Genomic DNA, 20,546 nt, shown 5'->3' with positions numbered 1-20,546 from the left:
CCGCCGAGGAAAAAAGCTTACGCTTCCGGGTCGTAGGAACCGTCTGTCTCGTACTCCGGCTGTTCTCCTGCCGCTGGCGCTGAGAAGCCTGCGTACTCGGCTTCCTCTGTGACCTCTGTCTGCTCCTCGTACTCGTCGTCTTCGTCTCCCTGCTCATCTATTTCACCTGCCCTTTGTATTCCCCCTGCCAGATATGCCTCATAGACCTCTTCCAGCGTGGGTTTGATAAGCCTTGCTTCGTACAGTTTTGTGCCGTTTGACACCGCCTGAGCGATAATTTTCGGCAGTTCCTCCTCCGATGGTATCTCCTTTTCCCACACGCCGTCCACAAAGCGGAAGCCCTTGGGCGCCGTTTCTTCTTCACCCAGCCGCAGCACCGCCCGGTAACGGACGCCTGCATTTTTCCGCAGAGTTTCCAAACTGCCCCTTGCCATCAATGCGCCTTCCTGAAGCAGGGCAAATTCATCGCCCAGGCGCTGGGCAAAATCCATATCCTCCGTACAGACCAGCGTGGTAACGCCTTCCTGGTCTCTCAGGTAGGCAAGCAGTGCCTGAATGCTGCCGACTGCCTCCGTATCAAGCCCATCTGCCGGTTCGTCCAGCAGAAGCACCCTTGGGCTGTGCATCAACGCCCGGGCAACAGAGGCCCGCCGCAGCACGTCGGTAGGCAAATCCGCCACCAGCTCATCCCGCCCTTCCCAAATTTCCAGACGGTGCATCAAAAAGGACATCCTGTCTATCGCGTCGTTTTCCTCTACCCCGTTGATTTCTGCAAAAAAGCGGAAATTTTCGGTCAAAGTCATTTTCTGGTATAAATGAGCTGTATCCAGAACCGTCCCCATCACGGCGTGCAGCTTTGCCGCTTCAAAAAAGGGGGAAAATCCCAGAATGGAAGCTTCTCCCGCGGTAGGGCGGCACAACCCGGACAACAGCCGGATCAAAGTGGTTTTCCCGGCGCCCTTCTTTCCAACACAGGAAAGGATATCTCCCTCCTGAACCTGAAAGGTCACCCCACGCAGTACAGACCTTCTGCCGTAATCTTTTGAAAGGTCATAGGCAAGAACCGCGTCCATAAGGATATCCTCCTCTCCTTTTTTCAAAAAATCTCAGCGGCGCACCTCAGACGTGCCCTGCTCTACCAGATAGGTGGCTTCCAAATCCGCCAAATGAAGCTTTACCGCCAAGGGGTAACGGTCAAAAGCGGCGCTGCTTGCAAAGCTGCCACCCTTTACAGCGTCATCAAAGCCGCCCATATGCCAGCGGATCGCCATGGCTTCCGCCGGCTTTAGCCGAACGAACCGTTCGATCAGATAAACGGATTTTTCACCGTGACCATATGGGAAAGCGTCTTCAATGGAGTAATAGGGCTTTTTCTCCCATGCGCCGGTCTCGTCATTCTTCACATTGCGGGTGGAGACCTTGTAAAACTGCGCCTTGCAGACGTCGTGAAGCAGCCCGCACAGGGCAAAGCTTTCCTCGCTGTCCCCTTCGTCAAAATATTTCTGCCGCAGCACCTGGTACACATTGATGCTGTGGCGCACCAGACCATGCTCGCAGGCGCAATGATATTTTGTACTGGCAGGGGCGGTAAAAAAATCTGTAGTTGACAGCCAAGCAAGCAGCCTGTCCGCGCCCTCTCTGGAAACATTTTCCTGAAAAATCCGATTAAATTCCTCTTGATAAGAATTTCCCGCAGTTGTTTCCACTGGTAATCCCATTCCTTTCCTGCCGCATTTTCCCTGTACATATTTGCCTGTGATCGTCCCGCAAGGAAGCAGCTCCATATCTCAAAGCTACTTCCGAACGACAGCTTGAAGACATTATAGCACTTACGCTTAGTTTTTTCAAATTTTACAAAAAAGAGAGGAAGCCCAGGCAACCTCTCAAGCAGCTCATACCGAACGGAAGCCTTTGCCGATAATTTCGCTGGTATTTGTAATGAACATAAAGGAATGGGGGTCGATCTCTTTCAGCTTTTGGCGGAGCTTTACCGCTTCTCCGCGCTTGCAGGCGGTGAGGACCACCTTGCAGTCCGAGTGGGAATACGCCCCCTGTGCGTCAAGGACCGTAGAACTTCGGTTCAGCGTGTGAATGATATAGTCGCAGAGTTCCTCCGGCTTGGAGGTGACGATAGAGAAAAACTTGCAGAGATTGATGCTTTCGATGACAGAATCCACAACAAACGCTTTTAAGAATAAACCCAGCAGGGAAAAAAGCCCGGTTTTCATGCCGAAAATGAAGCAGGAGGAAACGGCGATCAGGCTGTCGCTGACAAAAAGCGCTTTGCCGATATCGGTCAGGGTCGTGTATTTTTTCAAAATCATGGCAACCACGTCAGTGCCGCCGCTGGAAGCGTTGCAGTTAAAGAGCAGCGCAGAGCCTACGGCAGGCAGCATAATGGCAAAGCAAAGCTCTAACAGGGGCTGGTCCGTAAAGGGCGCCGTCATCGGGACGAATTTTTCCAGCAGCCACGTTTCAAAGGAAAACATCAGGCTGCAATATGTGGTCAGCACGCCGAATTCCCGCCCGATAAAGAGAAAGCCGACAATCAGCAGCAAAACGTTGATAATGGACATCATGGTCGCCGGCGACAAAAAGGGAATGACATTGCCAAGGATAATAGAAATGCCGCTGACGCCCCCGGTGGTAAAATGGTTGGGAAATTTGAAAAAATAAACTCCGACGGACAGGAGCAAAACTCCCAAATTCACGATCCCAAAGGTTTTCAGGTTTGGCATACCCAGCCGGGAAAGCAAATTCCGCCCTTTTTGTTCATTCTCCATGACCGACACCTCGAAAATTCTGCTGTTTTGCACTTCACGATTCAGTTTGCTCCGATTTTTTCTCAAAAACCTCACCGATTTTACCACAGTATTCCCCATTTTACAACTGTTTTTCAAAAAGAAGACAGAAAACCGGCACAGCTTTCACTGCGCCGGTCAGTATTCTTACAGTTTATCGAATGAGCTCTTCCAGGAAGCGGACAGCCGCGCCGATGTCTCCTTCGGGGTCGTCCCCCACCTCACGTTCGATGGTCAGGAAGCCCTGGAAGCCGATCTCATGCAGCGCTTTCAGGTAGTTGGGGAAATCCACGTCTCCCTCGCCCAAAGGCAGCTCGATAAAGGAAGTGTCCGCCAGCATATCGGATTCCACCATACCGTACAGGATTTCCGGGTCACGGTAGTAGAGGCGGCGGCCGTCCTTGGCATGGCTGTGGACGATATAATCTTTCAACGTGTACACTGCCTGGACCGGGTCGTCTCCCGTCACCATGACAAAGTTTGCAGGGTCAAGGTTTACGGCGACGCCGGTAGAATGCAGCCCGTCCAAAAAGCCTTTCAGAGTAGCCGCCTTTTCGGGACCTGTCTCAATGGCAAAATGTGCCTGCATGGAATCGGCATATTCCGCCAGCTTGCCGCAGGCGTCCTGCATAACGGCATATCTGGGGTGCTCTTTATCTTCCGGCACAACGCCGATATGGGTGGTGACCACATCAGTTTCCAAATCCTTTGCCAAGTCCAGAATGCGCTTGGACTTTTCGATCAGCTCCGGGTTCAGGTCTGGCTTCACAAAGCCCTGACCCAAATCGCCGCACAATGCAGAAATGACCAGACCGTGGTCCTTGACAGCTTTCAAAAATTCTTTTCGCTTTTCCGCGCTCATCTGCTCCGGGGACATTTCGCCGCGCGTGGCATAGACCTGAATGCCTTTTGCGCCCAGCGCCTGCGCTTTGTCCAAAGCAGCCGGGAACTCAGTGCGGAAGGAATCCAGCATAACGCCGATAGAAAATGGATACATCAGAAAAACTCCTCTCTTTTATAAGACGATTTCTTTGTGCTGCTCGGCAGAATCGTAAATCGCCTGCATCATTTCGGCAGTGACGATCACGGTATCAATATGAGAAGGCAGCTTTTCCCCGGTCCTGATGCAGCGGAGGAAAGCGTCAATCTCGTTCTGAAAATGGTCGCGCGTGGGGAATTGGGGCGTGTACTGCACCAGTGCACCGTTCTCCGTGGTATACAGAGTGAAATCGGCGCCGTAGCGCAGGCGGATTCCCGCTTTATCTCCCATAAAATCAATATACCGATCCTCTTCGCCGATATTCTGCGCCCACGCGCCGTTTACGGTGATAACGGGACCTGCCGTGCGGATCATTGCGGTAACGGAATCGTCCACGTCATAGGTGCCGTCATACTTCGGCGGTCCTGCCCACATATCGGTGTAGACATAGTTTTTCATGTCCTTACCAAGCTTGCAGAAGGTCTCGCCGGTCACGGTCTTCACCTTCGGGTCGCCGCAGCAGTACATAACGATATCCAGATAGTGTACGCCCCAGTCGATCAATGCGCCGCCGCCGGCAATCGCCTTGGTGGTAAACGCGCCGCCCAGCCCGGGAATGGACCGATGCGCCCGGAAGCTGACATAGACGTGATGGATATTTCCCAGCCTTCCCTCGTCAATGTACTGCTTGATACGGTTCACGCTGTCGTTAAAGCGATTGACAACGCCGATATTCAGCACCTTGCCCGACTCATGCTGAGCTTTTTGCATTTCCAGCGCTTCCGAATATATCCGGGCGGCGGGCTTTTCGCAGAGGACATTTTTCCCCGCGCGCAAAGCGTCGATGGCGATTTGCGCATGGACATTGTTGGGGGTGCAGACGGAAACCGCCTCTATCTCAGGGTCGTTCAAAACATCGTGGTAATCTGCCACGGCTGTGCCGCAGTGATACTTATCCACGGCAGCCTGCGCCCTTTCAGGAATAATGTCGCAGAAATATTTGATCTCCGCTTCGGGGTTATTCCTGTAAGAGGGAATGTGCGCGGCGTTTGCGATCGTGCCGCAGCCGATAATACCGACCTTTATCATACCGAACTCCTCCTTTTACAGCGCATTTCCACGCTGGCTTGACCGACACCATATCAGTCTATGGCGATTATACCCTATCCCTTCCCCTTTTGCAAACGAATTTTCCAAAAATACTGACAGATTTTCCCCTGTTCCTTACTGCATATTTCACAAGAAAAATTCTTCTCTTTTTTCAGGAGACGGCATTTCCCGCAAAACACTTGACAAACACAGGGATAAAACAGTATCTTTGGTATGAAACACCACTATTTCAGGAGGGTCTGCCATGAACGAAACGATTCAAATGATGATGGAGCGGAAATCTATCCGGGCTTTCGAGGAAAAAGAAATTCCTGCCGATGTGAAAGAAGCCATTCTGCAAGCGGCGATGCGGGCGCCTACCGCCGGAAATCTGATGCTTTATTCCATTTTGGATATTACCGACCAGAAGCTCAAGGATACATTGGCGGTGACCTGCGACCATCAGCCCTTTATTGCCACCGCGCCGATGGTGCTGGTCTTTCTGGCGGATTACCGCCGCTGGTATCGAAAATTCCAGGAAGCAGGCTGCACGCCTCCCGCTCCCCGGCTGAGCGATTTCATGCTTTCCATGAACGACGCCATGATCGCCGCCCACGCCGCCTGCATGGCTGCGGAAAGCCTGGGCATTGGCTCCTGCTATATCGGCGATATCATTGAGCAATGGGAGACCCATCAGGAAATTTTCCATCTGCCCAAATATGTCGCCCCTGTTTCCATGCTGGTATTGGGCTACCCCACCGAGCAGCAGAAAGAACGCCCGCTGGTGCCCCGTTTCCCAAAGGAAACCATCGTCTTTGAAAACCAGTACCGTGATTTGAATGCTCAGGAAATGCAGGATTTCTGCAAGGACGACCGGGCAAAGCGTATCTGCGAAAACAAGTACACCTCTGATTTTGCTCTGGAAATGGAGCGGTCGGCAAAGGAAATCCTGAAAAACTGGACAGGCGAAGAAAAATAAGACAGAAAACGCAAAAAGCCGGAGCGTCCCCCAAAGGAATGCTCCGGTTTCTTGTATACAATGTGACCAGACCTGTAAGCCGAGTTCTGTCTGGAACAGTCATCTATCTTGACCTGCCGTTGCCGACAGGTTCACGCCACCTCCTCGGAACGCGCAGGGCTACGCTTCATGTTCCTCCACGGTGTTGCTCCGAATAGGGTTTACAGGGTCATGCAGTCTCCTGCATGCCGGTGAGCTCTTACCTCGCCTTTCCACCCTTACCGAAAAATCGGCGGTATCTCTCTGTTGCACTATCCCTGGGGTCGCCCCCGGCGGCGGTTAGCCGTTATTCTTGCCCTGAGGAGCTCGGACTTTCCTCAGATACGCGCTTTCGCGCTGTATCCGCAACTGTTCAGCCTGCTCACAATGGCACCATTCTAAAGTTTTCATCTCAATTTGTCAAGTCATTTTCTCCACAACATGATAAAATTGAACCGTCCTATTCATATGCCTTCATACAGTCAGGATAAATATAGTGATATGTATTTTTTGTAGAGTATGAATTTCTGGAAGAAGCCTGTTCATAATCCGCATGATTGAATAATTTTGCTTCTCTCAGCCGCCGATACAGCAATCCCGGCTTACAAGCAGTGTCAACATGGTGATACTGCAACAAATAGGTCGAAAACGTCATGCTGTCCACATAGTTGAGGTCATGAACCGCTCCGGCTAGCTTCAGGCTAATATTTCCTCCCCGCATCCATCCGCTATCCGAACCGACCTTCACCTGATACCACAGTTCCTTGCTTTGAGCGTTCCTCTGTACGCCAATCACTTGAAGCGCCGAACCCCGCTTAACGGTAGATTTTACTTTACCGTTTTTCGATGGCGTTGCAAACAAATCGGCATTTTTTACATTCAAGACAGCCGGGCAGGAATGTGCTGCGTTCAAATTGTCGGGAGGGACAACCGCGTTTAAGATACTGGTAAACAGAGAATTGCTGGTTGGATCGTTAATATATCCGGGACCCAGATTATATGTAAAAGATACCAGTGCGTCGTATTGGCTCTGGCTCATTCGCAGATTATATTTCTCTCTGAAATTGTTAACAGCGCTTCCATAATTCTTTTTGATTTGCTGAACCAGCAGTGCCTTTGCTTCTCTCGGCGTCATATAATTGTAAAAGCTCTCATTGGTGTTTACCACAAAGCCATATCCAACAGTTGGATTTTTCGGCGCTGCGGCATCATCGCAAACCACAGGAACATAGGATTCGTATTCCATGATTAAACCAATCATTGCATCGCTGATATCACGCGACGATTCGGTAGTTATGTGAAATGCTTCCGATGTATGAACTGCAAATTCAAAGGTAAGGTGGCTGCTTCCTGCGGATACTTTGGCACGGTATTCCCCCGGCTTCAAAGACTTTATCGGACACTGGAACACCCGCGTTTCGTGTTCTCCGTAGTGTTCTGCTGTGGAGGTGAAACTATTCTGGCTGAGAACCTGTTGCCCATAACTGTTTTCCACGACAAAGGAAACATTACGCTTGTCTTTATCAGTGATGGCGATAATTTTTGCTTCCGAATCCGCTGTTATTCGATTGGGCTCCGTATAAGCGAATCTGATAGGCTCAGGATTTTGTACGTTCACGGTACATTCGGTCAAAGCATTCCCACTGTAATCTGAGCAGCGAACCACAGCGGTTCCCGGAGATTTTCCATAGAGAAAACAACTTTCATCGCCTTCACCGTACCGCATCACCGAAACTGTCACAATGCTTGTATCGCTGCTGCTCCACCGCAGAGAGGTTTGTGGTTCAGAAATGCCGTCTAAACGGAACGATTGATACTGAGCTATCGTGGCGGAGAAAGCCGACAATTTAATCTGTTTTGCAGGATTTGTATTGGGAACATATTCTTCTATGTAATCTTTATGAACATATCCCTGTAACCCCTCCTGCGTGCTCACGTGAATCCACGGCGCATGAGCATTGTCAATACAATTCAGTAAAGTGTTTTTAGACAACACCACCAAAACAGGAGAATTTATATCAGGACCACTACGCAAGTTCAGTCCGGACGCAGTAACGACCATCTGCCGCTTATCGTCAGGATTGGAAAAATCCGAAAATGCAACGGCTCCGCTGGCTTCCACAATATCTGAATACGCCCAGTGCTTTTTTGATATATCTGTAAAATATTTCCCGGTACGATTTTCCGCAAAGCCATTTCCAGTACGCCCCAAAGCACGATTCAGGATCGTTACCGTTTCCGCTCTGGTAATGGGGTCGTTAGGGCGAAACGTTCCATCGGGATACCCTTTGATCCACCCGTAAAAATTAGCAGCCGCAATGGATTTGCGCGCCCAATGCTTTTCTGAAACATCAGAGAAACCGACATCAGCATCGATTGATGAAGTACAAGCTGCTAATGCGGTTACCAGCTCTGCTCGTGTGATAAAGCTATTTGGTCTAAATGTGCCGTTCCCATATCCGCGAAATATGCCAATTTGTGCCAAAGCATTAACAGCTTGTCCATACCAACTGCTGATGGGAACGTCTGAAAATATCGTTTCTGTAACAACACTTTGTTCAAGTAAAAGATTATATAACATTTGGGCAGTTTCCGCCCTGGTTATTCGCTTATCGGGACCAAATTTATTGTTTCCGATGCCCGAAACATATGGAGCGTGACTTTGTACCTGAAACAGCTTTTCCATTCCGCTGTCGGAAGTTGAAGCGGCATATGCGGGAATCGAAAAGAAAAATATCGCTGTCAGCAAGAAGCAAACAATTTTTACGACTTTGGTTTTCATATTGTTTCCTCAATAATTTTTCTCCGAAAGCAGGCGGTTCTTTTCCTCCCACAGCTTTTGGGAAAGATCCACATAATAGGTGTGGGGGTTCTCGAACCGGGTCACTTCTTCCCACAAGGTGTCCACCTGCGCCATGCAGTAGGCCTTGACAGCTTTCAGCGCCCTGGGCGTGTACAGGCATTCGCCGTTTTTGAAAATCTGGTTCATCAGCGGCACCGCATGGAAATTTTCCACGGTTTTGCGCTTCCACGTGTGGTTGGGGTCAAAAATGGTGTAGGGCTTCTCATCGTCGATCTCTTCCCCATGCAGGGTGATAACGTCGGCGATCGCCTTATCCGTCTCTCTGTCGAATAAGCGCCAGACGCTCTTGAAGCAGGGCGTGGTGATTTTTGCCACGTTTTCGCTGATTTTGATCTTCGGCACCAGTGTGCCGTCCTTCTTCTCTACTGCCACCAGCTTGTATACGCCGCCGAAAACAGGCTCGGAAGACGAGGTTATCATTCTCTCGCCCACGCCGAAGGAATCCACCTTTGCCCCCTGCATTAGCATATCCCGAATGATATACTCGTCCAGAGAGTTGGACGCGCAGATCTGGCAGTCCTCAAACCCGGCGTCGTCCAGCATTTTTCTGGCTTTCCGGGACAGATAAGTGATGTCTCCGCTGTCAATGCGAATGCCTGCCGGACGAAATCCCTGAGGAACCAAGACCTCATTGAAGACCTTGATGGCATTGGGAACGCCGGATTTCAGCACATTGTAGGTATCCACCAGCAGCACGCAGTTCGTGGGATATGCCTCCGCGTATGCCTTAAACGCCTCATATTCCGTATCAAAAAGCTGTACCCAGCTGTGCGCCATGGTCCCCAGAGCAGGCACGCCGAACATCTGGTCGCTGATAGTACAGGCCGTGCCCACACAGCCGCCGATATAAGCGGCCCTTGCGCCGTAAACAGCGCCGTCAAAGCCCTGCGCCCGCCGGGAACCGAACTCCATCACCCCGCGGCCCTGCGCCGCGCGGACGATACGGTTCGCTTTCGTCGCGATCAGGCTCTGGTGATTGATACAGAGCAGCACCATGGTTTCGATAAACTGCGCCTGAATTGCCGGTCCGCGGACGGTGACGACCGGCTCGCCGGGGAAAATCGGCGTACCCTCGGAAACAGCCCACACATCGCAGGAAAATTTGAAATCCCGCAGATATGCCAGAAAATCCTCGCTGAAAATATTTTTGGAGCGCAGGAAATCAATATCCTCCTCAGAGAAGGAAAGGTTTTTCAAATACTCCACCAGCTGCTCCACGCCTGCCATGATAGCAAAGCCGCCGTTATCCGGCACCTTGCGGAAAAACATATCAAAATAGCAAATAGTATCCCGAAAACCGTTGGCGAAATAACCGTTTGCCATGGTGATCTCATAGAAATCCGTTAACATGGTAAGGTTACTGTCCTTATCGTAAAAGTTTTTGCTCAATTCGATCTCCCTGCCTTTCAGAGTCAAAACATTTTTTTCATTATACCAGTTTCTGCGGAAAAGTACAGCAATTTTTTCCCGATTTTTGGAAACTGACCGGCAAAAAAATCGCCACGAAGGAAATCTGTTGATTTTCTCCGGGATTTCTTCTATAATTGATGTGTCATCACATGATTCGGGACAGGAGGAAAGCGCCATGCGACCGCGAAACAAACCCTTGGGCGATAAAAACCTGATCGGTTCCAGAGTGGAAACAGCACGAAAAAGCCAGGGAATGAAGCAAAAAGAGCTGCTTGCCCAGCTGCAGGTGCGCGGGGTAGATTTGAACGCCTCGGGGCTTTCCAAGCTGGAAGGGCAGATCCGTTTTGTCACGGATTTTGAGCTGCTGGCGCTTTCTGAAATTTTGAATGTTCCTGTTGTCTGGCTCCTTACAGGAAAAGGATCCTGAGCGTTTTGAAACATCTTTACCATCGGTTTTCCGATGGTTTTTCTTTTGCAAAAAACTTTTCGCGCTGAAAATCCGGCAAAAAACAGTTCATACTACTGAGTAGAATTTCAGCGAGGCGAGGTGGTATTGATGAAGCATCTGCTGCAGGGCAGGGAGTTACGGCGAATCTTTCCGCTGCTCCTGTTTTGGGCTGGTTACACGCTGTTGTTTCTGGTTTGGAAAAGCACCTTTTTCTTCACTCTCCCCTTTTTGCTGGGTCTGCTGGTCGCCGCCGCGGTGCAGCCTGTCATTCGTTTTTTTGACAATAAGCTGCACTGGAACCACACACTGTCCACTTCTATCGTGACTGTTCTCACTTTTCTTCTGCTGAGCGCCGCCACCGTGTTTCTCTGTGTCATTGCCATTCAGGAGATCACCAGCTTTCTGGTACGGGCTTCGGAAAACGGGTTTGCGGAGTTTTCCCAGCCGGTATCGGAGTTCTTCCGAAAAATAGAAACCTACCTGCAAAAATTTCATTTAGAGTTCTGGGGGCAGAGCCAGGAGCAGCTTTTGGAACGGCTGCAAAACAGCATGGAATTCATCTTAGGCGCTCTCGGCGTTGTGCTGGAAATCCTGTCTTCCCTGCCTACCATTGTCATTCTGCTTATCGTGATGATGGTGTCAGCCTTTTTTATTGCCAGGGATATGGATAAATTGAAGGACTGGCTGAAAAACCTGCTCAGCTCCCACGCCGCCTCACAAATAAAGGAAGCAATGCACAGCTCTGGAGGCGTGGGACAGAAATACCTGTTTTCTTATCTTTTCCTCTATTTTATCACCTTTTGCGAAACCTATGTCATTTTGAATATTTTATCGGTTTCCTACCCGCTGGCGATTTCCCTTGGCACGGCGGTAGCAGATGTTCTCCCGGTACTGGGTCCGGGCTTTATATTCGTTCCGCTGACGGTTTACCATCTTCTGATCGGCGAATACGCAAAAGTGGTGGGACTGCTGATCGGCTGGGCAATTGTCAGCCTGATCCGGCAGATATTAGAGCCGAAGCTGATTTCCTCCACCATCAAGATCCACCCTCTTGCCATGCTGGCGGCGGTATATTTTTCCCTGGTGGGAAAAAGCTTTTGGATTTTCCTGTACATTTTAGGATTTTTCACGTTATATTCTGTGTTCCGGGAAACCGGGGCGCTGCCGAAATTTTCCGAAATAAAAAAGGACCCAGCGGAAGATACCTCCGCCGAATCCAACCAATAAACAAACGCGCCTTTTATGCCCTTTCGGAGAGCAGCTTTTCCGACGCCGCCAGCCGAACACAGATACAAAGCAGGTGCATTGCCTGTGCCAGCTTTTCCTTTGGCGGGAAGGTGGGAGCGATACGGATATTGCTGTCGTTGGGGTCACTGCCGTATGGGAAAGTCGCCCCGGCGTCGGTCAGGACCACGCCGGCTTCCCTGCACAGATTGACCACCCGTTTGGCACAGCCGTTCATCACGTCCAAATTCACAAAATAGCCGCCGTTGGGCTTGCTCCATTTGGCGATCCCCAAATCTCCCAGCTCCTCCTGTAAAGCATTCTGCACCAGCTGAAATTTCGGCTCCAAAATTTCCCGATGACCCTGCATCAGCTTATGGACGCCCTCGATATCATGCAAGAACAGGACGTGGCGGAGCTGGTTCAGCTTATCAGGTCCGATGGTCTGGACAGTGATGCGCTTTTTGATCTCCGCAATGCTTTTTTCGCTGCCCGCCAAAGCGGAAACACCGGCGCCGGGGAAAGAAATTTTAGAGGTAGAGGCAAAGAACAGCACGTGATCCTCCGTTCCCTGCTTCAGGCATTCCTCATAGAGGTTCAATAAGGTGTCCGGCGTATCGGTCAGATCGTGAACGCAGTAGGCGTTGTCCCACATGATGCGGAAATCCTTTGCGGCAGGACGCAGCGCTGCGAACCGCCGTACCGTTTCATCAGAGTAGGTGATGCCGGTAGGGTTGGAATACTTTGGCACGCACCAGCAGCCTTTTACGGTGGGGTCTTTGTTGACCAGCTCTTCCAGAATGTCCATATCAGGTCCCGTTTTCAGCATGGGAATAGGGATCATTTCAAAACCAAAATACTCCGTTACGGCAAAATGGCGGTCATAGCCCGGCACAGGACAGAGGAATTTTATCTTTTCCTGCTTGCACCACGGCTCGCAGCCGCCAAAGCCATGGGTATAGCCCTGAGAAATGCAGTCAAACATCATTTGCAGGCTGGAATTGTTTCCCAGCACGATCTGGTCGGCGGGAACCCCAATCATATCGCTGAAAATCGCCCGCATTTTCGGAAGACCGTTCCACACGCCGTAGTTCCGGCAATCATCGCCCTTGGAATTGGCAAATTCACTGCGGGCATGGAGGGCTTCCAAAACGCCCAATGCCAGATCGAGCTGCTCGGCGCATGGCATACCCCGCGCCATTGTCAGTTCCAGCTTTTGACTTTTGAAATCCTCATACTCTCGAATTGCGTCCTGATTGATCCTGCGTATCTCATCATTGGTCATTGCCGTCAGCTTCATCAGAGCATCTCCTTCTCCATTGTCAGGCTTTGAATCAAAAAATCTCTGCGATTTTCATTTTTGCAGTGCAACGTTGTCTATTTTAATATACTCCGCTTAAAAATGCAAGTCAATTTATAAAATCTTGCAAATTTTACGTTTTGCATGATTCAGGATAAACTTTTTCACTTTTTCTGTGCACCCCTCTGAAACCTCGAAAAAAATTGCAGTTTTCTCCACTGTATGCTATAATGTACCTATCTTTTCAAAAAAGGAGTACAGAAAGCATGGGCGGATTTTTTGGTGTAGCTTCCAAGGAAGATTGCATGTTTGATTTGTTCTTCGGAACGGATTACCATTCCCATTTGGGCACTAGGCGCGCCGGAATGGCAGTTTATGACGAAGAAAAGGGATTTGACAGAGCGATCCACAACATTGAAAACTCTCCGTTTCGCACAAAGTTTGACAAGGACGTTTCCGCCATGCACGGACGGACAGGCATCGGCTGCATTTCCGATTATGAGCCGCAGCCGCTGATCGTGCGTTCTCATCACGGCACCTATGCCATTGTCACCGTGGGGAAGATCAACAATACCGATAAGATCGTCCAGAAGCTTTTTGACAGCGGATATTCCCATTTCCTGGAAATGAGCGGCGGAGAAGTCAACGCAACAGAGCTGGTAGCGGCGCTCATCAATCAGCGGGGCAATCTGATCGAGGGCATTCAGTACGCCCAGCAGACCATCGACGGCTCCATGACCATGCTGCTTCTGACCCCCCAGGGAATCTACGCCGCCAGAGACAGGCTGGGGCGCACCCCTGTCGCCGTGGGCAAGAAAGACAACGCCCGCTGCGTCGCATTTGAAAGCTTTGCCTATTTGAATCTGGGGTATACCGAGGAGCGGGAATTAGGTCCCGGTGAGATCGCCGTCATTACGCCGGAAAGCGTGGTCACGCTGGTGCAGCCCGGAAAGGAAATGAAAATCTGCACTTTTTTGTGGGTCTATTACGGTTACCCCTCCTCCTCCTATGAGGGAGTCAGCGTAGAACAAATGCGGTACCAGTGCGGCGCAATGCTCGCCAGACGGGACAACGCGCACCCTGATATCGTGGCAGGCGTTCCCGATTCCGGCACCGCCCACGCGGTAGGTTACGCCAACGAATCCGGCATTCCTTTCTCCCGCCCCCTGATCAAGTATACGCCGACGTGGCCCCGTTCTTTCATGCCGACCATGCAGAGCAGCCGGAATCTCATCGCAAAAATGAAGCTCATTCCCGTGCACGATTTGATTCGCCACCGCAGCCTGCTGCTGATTGACGACTCCATCGTCCGGGGCACACAGCTGCGGGAAACCACGGATTTCCTCTATCAGCACGGTGCAAAAGAGGTTCATGTCCGCCCGGCGTGTCCGCCGCTGCTTTATGGCTGTAAATATTTGAATTTCTCCCGCTCCACTTCCCTGACCGAGCTTGCCACCCGCCGTGCTATCCAGGAAATGGAGGGCACCGCCGAACCGAAGGACATCGAAAAATATGCTGACCCGGAAACGCCGGAATACCAGAAGATGATAGATATTATCGGAAAAAACGGGCATTTCTCCTCTTTGCGGTACCACCGCCTGGACGACCTGATGGATTCCGTGGGCATCGACAAATGTAAGCTGTGCACCTACTGCTGGAACGGAAAAGAATGATACATACCGAAAACGGTGAAAAAGGGGCTGTTGCAAAACGCAACAGTCCCTTTTCTCGCGGCACGATCAATGCGTGGGAACTTCCCCTCGCTCTTCATAGGGTTTAAAAAGCTCCAGCACATCCTGGAACGATCTGTAATCGGCGCCGTTTCCCGGCGCGTACATTCCGGTATTATTCACCCAATTCCGATAGGTGTCTAAGGAATCCAGGTATTCCTGAGCGCGCTCCGGGTCAGCCTTGTCTTCCTCAAAGGGCAGGGTGAACAGCGCATGAGGGTTGGGAAAATCCTCAAAATAATCTATGGTGCCGTCCTCCTTCATTTTCAGAGCATCCTCAGCTATAGCATGGACGGTGCCAAACTGTTCCGTTTCAAAAGGACTGTCGTAAACGGCAAGATAGACCGTACGATCGCCGAAAACTTCAAGGTTCGTGCAATCAATCACTCTGTAGCAGATGCCGTCCATCACCATCAAACAGCCTGACTGTCCCATGGTGGCGGAATTCACTACATCGGTAGGTATCCCGGAAATCAGGAGCTCACACTTATAGTCATCAGACAGCCTTTCCAGATCATATTCCACTCGCTCAATAGAGTCCGGGATAGCCGTGCCGTCCGCCCGGCGGAAGGACAGTATCACATAGCTGTGCCCTGTTTTCAGAGAAACGGGAATCTTGTCAGAATCCTCCACGGTGGCAATCGCCATCGGTCGTACAATATAATCGCCGACCCTTTCCTCCTGATCCATTTCAATGACGCTTCCCTTTTCAAAGGCTGCGGAAATCTTCCCCCAGCCAAGCGCATCGGCTGCTTCCCTTGCGGACAGCAGAGATTTCACCGCTCCCGCTCCAACTGTAAGAGACAACAGGAGAACGCAGACTGCCGCCGCAATGACCATGCGCCTTATGTGCCAGGGCTTTTGGGGCGCCTGTGCGGTGCGTTCCAGCCTTTGCCGCATTCGGCCTTTTGCTTCCGAGGAAAACTTCAATTCGTCCAGAGCTGTGCAATATTCCAGCTCCTGTGCCATTCTGTGTTCCATTCTATCATTTTCATGCCTGTTGCTCATTCGTTTCGCCCCCTAAAATTTTGTCATAAAGCTGTTTCCTGCCCCTGCTCAAATGGGCGGACACCGCAGCTTCGCTTCTGTGCAGCAGCTTCGCGATCTCTCTGATGGAATAGCCCTCGTAATAGAAAAGATATACCGCCTCTCTGTATTTCTGCGGAAGAGCCATCACCGCGTCCAGGGTATCCGAGGTCGGTGCGGGCGGCGCGGCAGTCTTCGCCAGGCTGTCAAGAGCGACAGCTTTCCTGCGGAAAGCACGCAGCTCGTCCTTGCAGGCGTTGATTGCCGTACGTACGATCCATGCCTTTTCGTGCTCCGGGCTGTCGAAGCTTTTCCCGGACGCCAGCAGCTTGAGAAACACCGTCTGGCAGATATCCTCCGCGTCCTGTGTGGATTTCAGATAGGTGAAGCTCAGCCGCAGTATCATATCGGAATAGGCTTCCACCAACCGCTCCGTCTCTGCCTCATCGATTGCTTTCGTCCTGACCACCTTCCTTCCGACTGTATCTTTCAAAAGCGCTTTCACCTGTAATACGAATGAGCCTGCCGATTCCTGACAAATTTTTGTAAAAAAGCAAAGGGTCCCAAAATCTGGAAGCCCTTTGCCCTTTTACAGCTAATTCTCAAGTTCTAACGATTAAAATTCTACAGCCCCGGGAGTTCTGGGGAACAGCGCCACGTCCCGAATGTTTTCAATGCCGGTCAGGTACATGACAAGCCGCTCAAAGCCGATGCCAAAGCCGGAATGCTTCGTGCCGCCGTACTTCCGCAGCTCCAGGTACCACCAGTAGTCCTCCTCTTTCATGCCCAGCTCGTGAATGCGGTCCAGCAGCACATCGTACCGCTCCTCCCGCTGGCTGGCTCCTACCAGCTCACCGATGCCGGGAACCAGCAGATCGGTGGCGGCAACCGTTTTTCCATCGTCATTCAGGCGCATATAGAAGGACTTGATCTCCTTGGGATAATCCGTGACAAACACCGGCTTGCCGAAATGCTTTTCGGTGAGATAACGCTCGTGCTCTGTGGCAATGTCCGCGCCCCAGGAGACCTTAAACTCAAATTCATCGTTGTGCTGTTCCAAAATTTTGATAGCGTCCGTATAGGAGACCCGGACAAAATCGGAATCAGCCACGTGCCGCAGCCGCTCGACCAAGCCCTTATCCACAAAGGTGTTGCAGAATTCCATATCCTGCGGGCAGACCTCCATGACATAACGGATCACATACTTGATGGCAGCTTCGATCACGTCCATATCGTCATTCAAATCCGCAAAGGCGATCTCCGGCTCGATCTGCCAGAACTCTGCCGCGTGGCGGGTGGTGTTGGAGTTTTCCGCGCGGAAGGTGGGACCAAAGGTGTACACCTTGCCAAACGCCTGCGCCATACATTCCACTTCCAGCTGCCCGGAAACTGTCAGTGAAGTCTTTTTTCCGAAGAAATCCTGCTTATAGTCCACTGCCCCGTCTTCGGTTTTCGGCACATTTTCCAAGTCAAGGGTGGTCACCTGGAACATCTCGCCCGCTCCCTCGCAGTCGCTTGCGGTGAAAATGGGCGTGTGGCAGTAGACAAAGCCGTTTTCCTGAAAGAATTTATGGATCCCCATGGCAGCCGCGGAACGAATGCGGAACGCCGCGCTGTACAGGTTGGTGCGGGGGCGCAGATGAGCGATCGTGCGCAGATATTCCACAGAGTGGCGCTTTTTCTGCAGGGGGTATTCCGGCGTGGAAGCGCCCTCGATCTCTATTTTCTCCGCGTGAATTTCAAAGGGCTGCTTTGCTTCCGGGGTGGCAAGCAGGGTGCCTGTCACAATGAGCGCCGCCCCTACGTTTTGGGAAGCGATCTCCTTGAAATTGTCGATTTTCCCGTCCTCAAAAACTACCTGGACGCCCTTGAAGGAAGAACCATCGTTCAGGTCGATAAAGCCCAAAGCCTTGGAATCACGAATGGAGCGCGCCCAGCCGCAGACGGTGACCGTTTTCCCGGCATAGCTGTCCAAATCCTGATAAAATGCAGAAATTACCTGATGTTTCATACTGCTTTCTCCTTACTTCAAATTGATTTTCCAATCGTTGTCGGTATCATAATATAATTCGCTGAGGGAATCCTCAAAAAAGACCTCTATCGTTTCCTTCATGCCGGAAGAAAGATTCATACCGGGCAGGCTGTCCCGCTCTGCCCAGAATACCTCCCCTTCCTCGGAAGACTTCAGCTCCCCGGAATAATCGCTGCATTTATAAAGAAACACGATATAGCGGGAACCGTCCTCCTGCATCCAGTCTTTCACGCCGCAGAGCTTTGGCTCATGCAGTGTCAGCCCTGTTTCCTCGAAGACCTCCCGAATGACAGAATCCGTGATGGATTCTCCCGGCTCTATATGCCCGCCTGGAAAGGCAATGCCGGACCAGCCGTGCGCTGCGGGGCGGTTCTGCACCAGCACCTGGCTGCCGCTGCACACCATGCACAGGTTGCCTAATTCAGCTTTCACTTCTCTGGACATTTTCCGGCTTCTCCTTTCCAACGCTTTCGTGTATCCCTTATTATATTGCAAACCGTCCCGCTTTGCAAGAAAAAAGAAAAGAACGGGAAATGCGTTCTTCTGTCCCACAAAAAGACTGAAAACGAAAAAGAGTTTATGGCATGAAAGAAACCTTTGTCCTCACCCGAAAAAAGTTGGTAGTGCAGCGGAGGCGTAATGCCTGTGCTTGCAAAGGCAACGAATTTGCGAAAAAGAAGCCTTTCCAAAGGAAAGGCTTCTTTCAGGAAAGTCCGCAAAGCGGACTTTTTGCGACATGGCGGAGAGGATGCGACTCGAACGCACAATGCCTTGCGGCACACCACATTTCCAATGTGGCTCCTTACCATTAGAATACCTCTCCATATCCTTACGGCTTTCCTATTATATCCAATATGCGGTGAAAAATCAAGCACTTTTTCCAAAAAAATTCCTTTTGGAAAAAAGAGAGAAAAAATATAGCTTTTTCCAAAAAATCATTTGAATGTTCTGTGAAAATTTGATATAATGTCCACAAAGTTGCAATTTCATCTGTTCTTTTCTCCTTTTCAGGGCATGGGGTGCTTTTACCCGCCAGAAATGAAAGAAATCCGTCTGTTTTCAAAAGCAGATTTGTTGGAGGGATTTGCTTGAATAAAAAGACCGCTGCCAATGCTGCGGCAGTTATCGAAATCGGGACAAACAATGTACGAATGCGCGTTTCCCAGCTTTCCAAGGGGACTGTTTCCCTGCTGGATTCGCTGGAATATCCCCTGCGGTTGGGCTATGATGTATTTGAAACGGGAACGGTCAGCTTCGACAGCCTGCGGGAGCTTTCCTCCGTGCTGAGAAAATTCTCTTCCGCGCTGTTGACCTACAATATCCAAAAGCCCAAGGTCATTTCCTGTACCGCGCTGCGGGACGCGAAAAACCGTTCGCTGGTGATAGACCAGCTCCGGGTCCGCAATGATCTTGACGTAACGGTGCTGGACGACAGTCAGGAAAAGGCGTACATTTATTCTGAAATCGCCACAAAGCTGAAGGACGCGGACTGCCTGAAAACCGGCAATTCCGTGATTGCCTACGTAGGCTCCGGCAGTATCGGCATTGCCGTGTACGACGGCGCAAAAATCCTCTATTTCCAGAATATCTCCATCGGCGCGCTGAAGCTTTATGAGGTGCTGCACCGAATGCGGAACGTTGCCCGGGATTTCCACACAGTAGTGGAAGAATATCTGGATACTGTCCTGAACCGCATTGCTATTTCTGAATTCCCCATTCAAAATCTGATCCTTACCGGCTCACAGATCGATCTGGTCGCCCGGCTCTGCGGTGCAAAATGTGAGAAAAACTATTATCAGTTCGGTACGGAGCGGCTTTCTGAATTGTACGGCTCCCTGCGTTCCCTGACCCCGGAAGCGATTGGTACACGCTACGGCATCAAGGAGCAGGACGCCGCTATTCTCTACACGGCGCTTGCCATTTACCAGGCAATGCTTCGGTTCTCTCCAAACACGAAGACGGTCTGCGCCCCCACAGCCGACATTTCCGAAGCGGTGATCCGCTGTATGCTTTCTTCAAAGGCGGATACGGAACGGATCGCCTATTTCCGAAAAAGCGCTCTGGCATGCGCAAGAACTACCGCCCAGCGCTTTGGCTGCGATTTGAAGCATTCCCAATATATCCGGGATTGCAGCTGCCACATTTTCGACAAGCTGAAGCATATTCACGGCTTGGATCCCTCCAAGCGACTGATTTTGGAGCTTGCCTCCATTCTGCACAGCTGCGGGAGCTTTGTCAGCGTCCGCCAGCATAACCAGTGCACCTTCAATTTGATTCAGGATATGGACCTGTTCGGGCTGAGCAAAGCGGAGGCTTTGGAGGTGGCGTTTGTAACGGGAAGTATTTCCGACCGCCTCTCCATAGAAGAAAACCCGGAATTTGCCCGGCTGAGCAATAAGGAAAAGCTGGTAGTTTCCAAATTGGCGGCGATTTTCCGCATTGCCAACGCTCTGGATAAATCTCATCGGGAAAAGCTGCAAAATTTGAAGGTTTCCATTGAGGAGGACCGGGTGCTGTTCAAGGCGGCTGTTTCCAGCGACACCCTGCTGGAGCAGTGGGCGTTTGCGGAATCCGCGCAGTTTTTCAAGGACGTGTTCGGTCTTTCCCCCGAGCTTTCCATCAAATTTGAATTGTAAGAGGTGATTCT

General features: G+C 50.9%; 17 protein-coding genes, 1 tRNA gene and 1 other RNA gene. 5 read left to right on the top strand and 14 right to left on the bottom strand.

Going from position 1 to position 20,546, the window contains the following annotated elements:
- Window positions 1-17 precede the first annotated feature (17 nt).
- From AB8996_RS00390 to AB8996_RS00370, 5 genes are all read right to left on the bottom strand, one after another.
- Complete coding sequence (locus AB8996_RS00390; protein WP_369296988.1) at window positions 18-1,073, bottom strand: ABC transporter ATP-binding protein; 1,056 nt, start codon at window positions 1,071-1,073, stop codon at window positions 18-20.
- A 33-nt stretch (window positions 1,074-1,106) separates the two neighbouring features.
- A complete protein-coding gene (locus tag AB8996_RS00385; RefSeq protein ID WP_369296987.1) occupies window positions 1,107-1,718 on the bottom strand; it encodes an HD domain-containing protein in 612 nt (203 codons plus the stop codon).
- A gap of 174 nt (window positions 1,719-1,892) precedes the next feature.
- Window positions 1,893-2,783 carry a YitT family protein gene (locus AB8996_RS00380; protein WP_369296986.1) on the bottom strand — a complete coding sequence of 297 codons (891 nt, stop codon included), beginning with the start codon at window positions 2,781-2,783 and terminating at the stop codon, window positions 1,893-1,895.
- Between the two features lie 172 nt (window positions 2,784-2,955).
- The gene (locus AB8996_RS00375) at window positions 2,956-3,798 is read right to left on the bottom strand and encodes a sugar phosphate isomerase/epimerase family protein (RefSeq protein WP_369296985.1); all 843 of its coding nucleotides are present in this window, start codon (window positions 3,796-3,798) and stop codon (window positions 2,956-2,958) included.
- Between the two features lie 18 nt (window positions 3,799-3,816).
- Window positions 3,817-4,869: a Gfo/Idh/MocA family protein gene (locus AB8996_RS00370; RefSeq protein WP_369296984.1), complete on the bottom strand. Its 1,053-nt coding sequence runs from the start codon at window positions 4,867-4,869 to the stop codon at window positions 3,817-3,819.
- A gap of 265 nt (window positions 4,870-5,134) precedes the next feature.
- Here AB8996_RS00370 and AB8996_RS00365 point away from each other — a divergent pair, with 265 nt between their 5' ends.
- Entirely contained in the window at window positions 5,135-5,848 is a 714-nt protein-coding gene (locus AB8996_RS00365) for a nitroreductase family protein (protein WP_369296983.1), read from the top strand.
- Between the two features lie 59 nt (window positions 5,849-5,907).
- Here the strand turns inward: AB8996_RS00365 and rnpB are convergent.
- The 3 genes from rnpB to AB8996_RS00350 all read right to left on the bottom strand — a co-directional run bounded on the left by rnpB (window position 5,908) and on the right by AB8996_RS00350 (window position 10,118).
- Window positions 5,908-6,251, bottom strand: an RNA gene (gene rnpB, locus AB8996_RS00360) — RNase P RNA component class A.
- Window positions 6,252-6,326: 75 nt separating this feature from the next.
- Complete coding sequence (locus tag AB8996_RS00355) at window positions 6,327-8,648, bottom strand: S-layer homology domain-containing protein (protein ID WP_369296982.1); 2,322 nt, start codon at window positions 8,646-8,648, stop codon at window positions 6,327-6,329.
- Between the two features lie 9 nt (window positions 8,649-8,657).
- Complete coding sequence (locus tag AB8996_RS00350; RefSeq protein ID WP_369296981.1) at window positions 8,658-10,118, bottom strand: nicotinate phosphoribosyltransferase; 1,461 nt, start codon at window positions 10,116-10,118, stop codon at window positions 8,658-8,660.
- A gap of 85 nt (window positions 10,119-10,203) precedes the next feature.
- Between AB8996_RS00350 and AB8996_RS00345 the strand changes: the two genes are divergently transcribed.
- Both AB8996_RS00345 and AB8996_RS00340 read left to right on the top strand, forming a co-directional pair.
- Window positions 10,204-10,566: a helix-turn-helix domain-containing protein gene (locus tag AB8996_RS00345; RefSeq protein ID WP_369296980.1), complete on the top strand. Its 363-nt coding sequence runs from the start codon at window positions 10,204-10,206 to the stop codon at window positions 10,564-10,566.
- Window positions 10,567-10,695: 129 nt separating this feature from the next.
- A complete protein-coding gene (locus tag AB8996_RS00340; RefSeq protein ID WP_369296979.1) occupies window positions 10,696-11,814 on the top strand; it encodes an AI-2E family transporter in 1,119 nt (372 codons plus the stop codon).
- Window positions 11,815-11,827: 13 nt separating this feature from the next.
- Here the strand turns inward: AB8996_RS00340 and AB8996_RS00335 are convergent, their stop codons facing one another.
- Window positions 11,828-13,111 carry an aminotransferase class I/II-fold pyridoxal phosphate-dependent enzyme gene (locus AB8996_RS00335; protein WP_369296978.1) on the bottom strand — a complete coding sequence of 428 codons (1,284 nt, stop codon included), beginning with the start codon at window positions 13,109-13,111 and terminating at the stop codon, window positions 11,828-11,830.
- A gap of 266 nt (window positions 13,112-13,377) precedes the next feature.
- Here AB8996_RS00335 and AB8996_RS00330 point away from each other — a divergent pair, with 266 nt between their 5' ends.
- On the top strand, window positions 13,378-14,784 hold the full coding sequence (locus AB8996_RS00330) for an amidophosphoribosyltransferase (protein ID WP_369296977.1): 1,407 nt from the start codon (window positions 13,378-13,380) through the stop codon (window positions 14,782-14,784).
- 66 nt (window positions 14,785-14,850) lie between these two features.
- Here the strand turns inward: AB8996_RS00330 and AB8996_RS00325 are convergent, their stop codons facing one another.
- The 5 genes from AB8996_RS00325 to AB8996_RS00305 all read right to left on the bottom strand — a co-directional run bounded on the left by AB8996_RS00325 (window position 14,851) and on the right by AB8996_RS00305 (window position 18,722).
- Complete coding sequence (locus tag AB8996_RS00325; protein WP_369296976.1) at window positions 14,851-15,849, bottom strand: hypothetical protein; 999 nt, start codon at window positions 15,847-15,849, stop codon at window positions 14,851-14,853.
- Entirely contained in the window at window positions 15,833-16,360 is a 528-nt protein-coding gene (locus AB8996_RS00320; RefSeq protein WP_369296975.1) for an RNA polymerase sigma factor, read from the bottom strand. Before AB8996_RS00320 ends, AB8996_RS00325 begins: the two co-directional genes overlap by 17 nt.
- A 123-nt stretch (window positions 16,361-16,483) precedes the next feature.
- Window positions 16,484-17,878: an asparagine--tRNA ligase gene (gene asnS, locus AB8996_RS00315; protein WP_369296974.1), complete on the bottom strand. Its 1,395-nt coding sequence runs from the start codon at window positions 17,876-17,878 to the stop codon at window positions 16,484-16,486.
- A 12-nt stretch (window positions 17,879-17,890) separates the two neighbouring features.
- Complete coding sequence (locus AB8996_RS00310; RefSeq protein WP_369296973.1) at window positions 17,891-18,331, bottom strand: 8-oxo-dGTP diphosphatase; 441 nt, start codon at window positions 18,329-18,331, stop codon at window positions 17,891-17,893.
- Window positions 18,332-18,636: 305 nt separating this feature from the next.
- Window positions 18,637-18,722, bottom strand: a tRNA-Ser gene (locus AB8996_RS00305).
- Window positions 18,723-18,987: 265 nt separating this feature from the next.
- Between AB8996_RS00305 and AB8996_RS00300 the strand changes: the two genes are divergently transcribed.
- On the top strand, window positions 18,988-20,535 hold the full coding sequence (locus AB8996_RS00300; RefSeq protein WP_369296972.1) for a hypothetical protein: 1,548 nt from the start codon (window positions 18,988-18,990) through the stop codon (window positions 20,533-20,535).
- The last annotated feature ends 11 nt before the right edge of the window (window positions 20,536-20,546 follow it).

It is taken from the genome of uncultured Neglectibacter sp. (genome assembly GCA_937958185.1).
Taxonomy (GTDB): domain Bacteria; phylum Bacillota; class Clostridia; order Oscillospirales; family Acutalibacteraceae; genus Acutalibacter.
The sequence above is the reverse complement of the archived record's forward strand: the minus strand, read 5'-3'. Positions and strand labels throughout refer to the sequence as shown.